Annotated in this window: 5 protein-coding genes; 1 reads left to right on the forward strand and 4 read right to left on the reverse strand. The window is 40.1% G+C overall.

Features of this window, described 5'->3' with window-relative positions; genetic code table 11:
* The 4 genes from UC75_RS12105 to UC75_RS12120 form a co-directional block, all read right to left on the reverse strand.
* Positions 1 to 565: FadR/GntR family transcriptional regulator (locus UC75_RS12105; protein ID WP_228137326.1), on the reverse strand; the 565-nt coding region annotated here is incomplete at its 3' end.
* Between the two features lie 55 nt (positions 566 to 620).
* A complete protein-coding gene (locus UC75_RS12110; RefSeq protein WP_049837739.1) occupies positions 621 to 1,391 on the reverse strand; it encodes a nuclear transport factor 2 family protein in 771 nt (256 codons plus the stop codon).
* A gap of 28 nt (positions 1,392 to 1,419) precedes the next feature.
* The gene (locus UC75_RS12115; protein WP_049837740.1) at positions 1,420 to 2,850 is read right to left on the reverse strand and encodes a gamma-aminobutyraldehyde dehydrogenase; all 1,431 of its coding nucleotides are present in this window, start codon (positions 2,848 to 2,850) and stop codon (positions 1,420 to 1,422) included.
* 329 nt (positions 2,851 to 3,179) lie between these two features.
* Positions 3,180 to 3,602, reverse strand: a complete 423-nt coding sequence (locus UC75_RS12120) for an Lrp/AsnC family transcriptional regulator (protein WP_002001056.1) — start codon at positions 3,600 to 3,602, stop codon at positions 3,180 to 3,182.
* Between the two features lie 136 nt (positions 3,603 to 3,738).
* Here UC75_RS12120 and UC75_RS22560 point away from each other — a divergent pair.
* Positions 3,739 to 3,816: hypothetical protein (locus tag UC75_RS22560; protein ID WP_416202217.1), on the forward strand; the 78-nt coding region annotated here is incomplete at its 3' end.

Consider the following 3,816-nt stretch of genomic DNA (forward strand, 5'->3'; position numbering starts at 1 on the left):
GATAAAGCACAGCAATGAGCGGTGCCCATTCGGCTTGTATAGTTAACTCTTGATTTGCTAGTCGAGCTGATTGAGCAAAAGAGGTGAGTGTCAGCAAACAACGTAAATCAAGTTGGGCACGCGTGTCTGCTTCAACGGCCTGTTCAAATTGTTCAATCAGTTCTTTGATTTTGTTCAGTTCATATTCAGTGGTTCTTTGTGCTGCCAAATATGCACCATGGCTTAAAATTGCACTATGAAACTCGCCTAAATCAGCTAGATATTCATTGGAAGCTTGACGTAGAGGATGCTTGTTTAAGAGTAAATCGGAAGGTAACTCACAAACAAAGCTTCCGCCGTTTCGCCCGCGTCGTGTATCAATTAGACCCTTTACGCGTAAAGTATTTAAAGCTTCACGAACGGTAATGGGTGACACTCCCATTAAGCGAGCTAGATCCGCCTCGTTAGGAAGTTGTTCATTGCTTTTGAGCAATCCAGAGATAATTGCATTTTCCAAGCGTTCTACAACTTGTTCCGATCGAGTTGCCTGAGCGATAGGTGCAAAAATTATCGTATATGCTGACATGGCGAATTCTCTAAAAGCTAAGTCAGTGACTTAGCTTAATGAAACGGATAAATGATTAAAACACGCCATATTGATGGACTGCCTGTTCATCTTCAGGCACGGCTGGTATTGCATCCCAAAGTTCAACAATTTTGCCGTTATCTACACGCCACAGTTCAAAATAGGCATGTCGATTTCCAGCAATATTTCCTTCGGAATGTGTCAATACAAATTGACCATCAGCAATGGAGCGATGAGTTTTGGAGTATACCAAACCTTGTCCTTCATTACGGATATTGTTCAAAAAATCAATGACTGCCTTAACACCATCGCCAATATCTGGACTATGTTGAATGAACTGATCGTTGTGGGTGTATTCTTTAAATGCTTCGTAATTGCCATCAATTAATGACTTCTTGAAGAAAGAGGTCACAATCTCACGATTTTTCTCCGAATCATGATGAGTTACGATTTCAGTCGGGCCATCTAGTTGAGTTCTACCACTTACATTCGGCGCTGCTTCTGCTACAAGCCCATCCCAATGTTCCACAATTTTGCCATCTTTCACTCGGTAAATATCAAAACCAACTAATGGGTTTTCATCTAGACCCTGAAAGCGGCCATGAATTGCGACCAAGTCGCCGTCTGCCAATACACGCACTGCTTCATGTTGCATGTTGGGGCAGTCTTCTACCAGTTGGCGAAGACCTGAAAGTCCATTTGCAACCAGCGGTGAGTGCTCTATAAAGTCTTCAGAAAAATAACGGTCTAGAGCAGTGGTGTCGTGCAAATTAAATAGCTCGTGATGGGCTTTGCTCACCAAGTCTTTCATTTGTTGTTTATTCATTTTGATCTCCTTTCAAAGTCCATTTTTATTATTCGTTTGAACTCATCACATGTTTAACGCGGGTATATTCTTCAAAACCGTAGCCAGATAAATCTTTACCATAACCTGACTTTTTGAAACCGCCGTGTGGCATTTCTGCGGTTAAAGGAATATGAGTGTTAATCCAAACTGTACCGAAATCGAGTTCACGAGACAGACGAGTTGCGCGGGCGTGATCTTTAGTCCACACACTTGAAGCTAGGCCATATTCAACATCGTTGGCTTTTTCAATCGCATCATTTTCATCGGTAAATTTTTGAACGGTAATTACAGGTCCAAAAATTTCATTTTGAATGGCTTCATCGTGTTGTTTTAAGCCACTAATAACAGTGGGTTCAAAATAGAAGCCTGGACGGTCTGCCTGTTTTCCGCCTGTTTCAACTTTGGCGTGAGCAGGTAAGTTGTCAATAAAGGCTTTAACATTCTTCAATTGATTGGCATTGTTGAGTGGACCATAAAGTGCATCTTGATCATCTGGTTCACCAAAGCGAGTATTTTTTGCAGCTTCAACTAACTTACTTAAAAACTCATCATGAACGGCTTCAGACACAATCACACGTGTTGCCGCAGTACAGTCTTGGCCTGCGTTGAAATAGCCCGTTAAAGCAATCATTTCCACTGCTTTATCGATGTCCGCATCTTCAAAAACCACGACAGGGGCTTTACCACCAAGCTCAAGATGGGCTTTTGCTAAATTTGCTGCGGCAGAGGCTGCAACTTGTAATCCGGCACGAACCGAACCTGTAATAGAAACGAGTGCTGGGGTTTTATGGGATACAACTTTTGAACCCACCTGAGCTTGACCTAACACCACGTTAAATGCACCTTTAGGGAAAAATGGCGCAGCAATTTCTGCCAGTAAAAGCGTACTTTCTGGTGTTGTGTCACTTGGTTTTAGTACCACTGTGTTACCCGCAGCCAAAGCAGGCGCAATTTTCCAAACAGCCATCATAAGTGGATAGTTCCACGGTGTAACCTGACCAACCACACCGACTGGTTCGCGGCGAATAGAAGAGGTTAGACCTTCTAAATATTCACCTGAAGCTGTGCCATTGAGTAAGCGGGCAGCGCCTGCAAAGAAACGCACTTGATCTGCCGATGCACCCACTTCTTCCGATGCGATTAAGTGTTTTAACTGACCCGTATTACGACTTTGCGCTTCAATTAAACGCTCCGCATTTGCTTCAATCGCATCTGCCAAATTCAATAATGCTTTTTGACGAGTTGAAGGTGTGCTGCGTCCCCAAATTTTGAATGCTTCTTTTGCAGCAGCATAAGCTGCATCAACTTCGGCCTCGGTTGCATTCGGTGATTGTGCATAAACTTCACCAGTCACTGGGCTGACCAAGTCAAAATAATCATTTCCTTTGCTAGCAACATATTCGCCGTTAATAAAGTGTTGTAGTTGAGTTTTAGCCATTTTTTATACCTTGTCCTTAGGTTTTTAACATATAACATATAATACTATATGTATTATGTTTTAAATTTTCTGTCAAATGCTTTGATGAGGGGAGTGAGTGAAAAAAGTTGAGATTTAAATCAAATTAGATTTTAAGTTTTTGATTTGATTATTTAAAAAAAATTAAAAATTTGTGAAGATTTTTAGGAGAGGTTGATTATCGTTGTAGTTCAGTAGATTTGAGGAAAGATAAGAGCAAAATTTTTCTAATCAAAAGCAGCTTGATGAGCCAGACCTTGTGCTTAGCTCATCAATTTCGAGTTCTTATTTGTTGAAATTAAAGTGAATGATTAGGTCTTATGACTCGCAAGAAGAATGCTAGTTTCACTGTTATAAATACCTGAAATATTCCTGATTCTTTCTAAAACTTTATCGAAGTTTTCTAAAGTATCAGAGCGTAGCTCGACCAAGATGTCCCATTTGCCATTAGTTTTATGCAAACATTCAACGGCACTTTCTAGGCGTAATTCTTTAATCACAGATTGCGCTTTGGTCCCTTCAACCATAATGCTCATCCATGCACGAATAACGTTGCGTTCAGCATTGGGTTTAAACCGTACTGTATATCCGGTAATGATGCCCGAAGATTCAAGATACTCCATTCTCTTTTTAATAGTTGCTCTTGAAACGTGAACTTTTTCGGCTAACTCGGTAACAGACATCCGTGCGTTATCTTTAAGTAAACCTAAAATAATTTGATCAATGTTATCCATATTGTAATTGTCAATTATCAAATTGGTAAAAAATAATTCATTTTTTGCTGAATTACAAATTTTGTGAATCAATTTGATTTTGAATAATAGGGTCATCAGCTAACCCTCATAATTTTAATTTAATGGACTAGATAAAATGAATAATTTTGCAGTTTCACGTAGTGACTTTAACGAGTGGATGGTTCCAGTTTTTGCACCGGCAAATTTCATTCCG

Origin of the sequence: Acinetobacter sp. V2 (assembly GCF_001188385.1) — a bacterium.
Taxonomy (GTDB): Bacteria; Pseudomonadota; Gammaproteobacteria; order Pseudomonadales; family Moraxellaceae; genus Acinetobacter; species Acinetobacter oleivorans.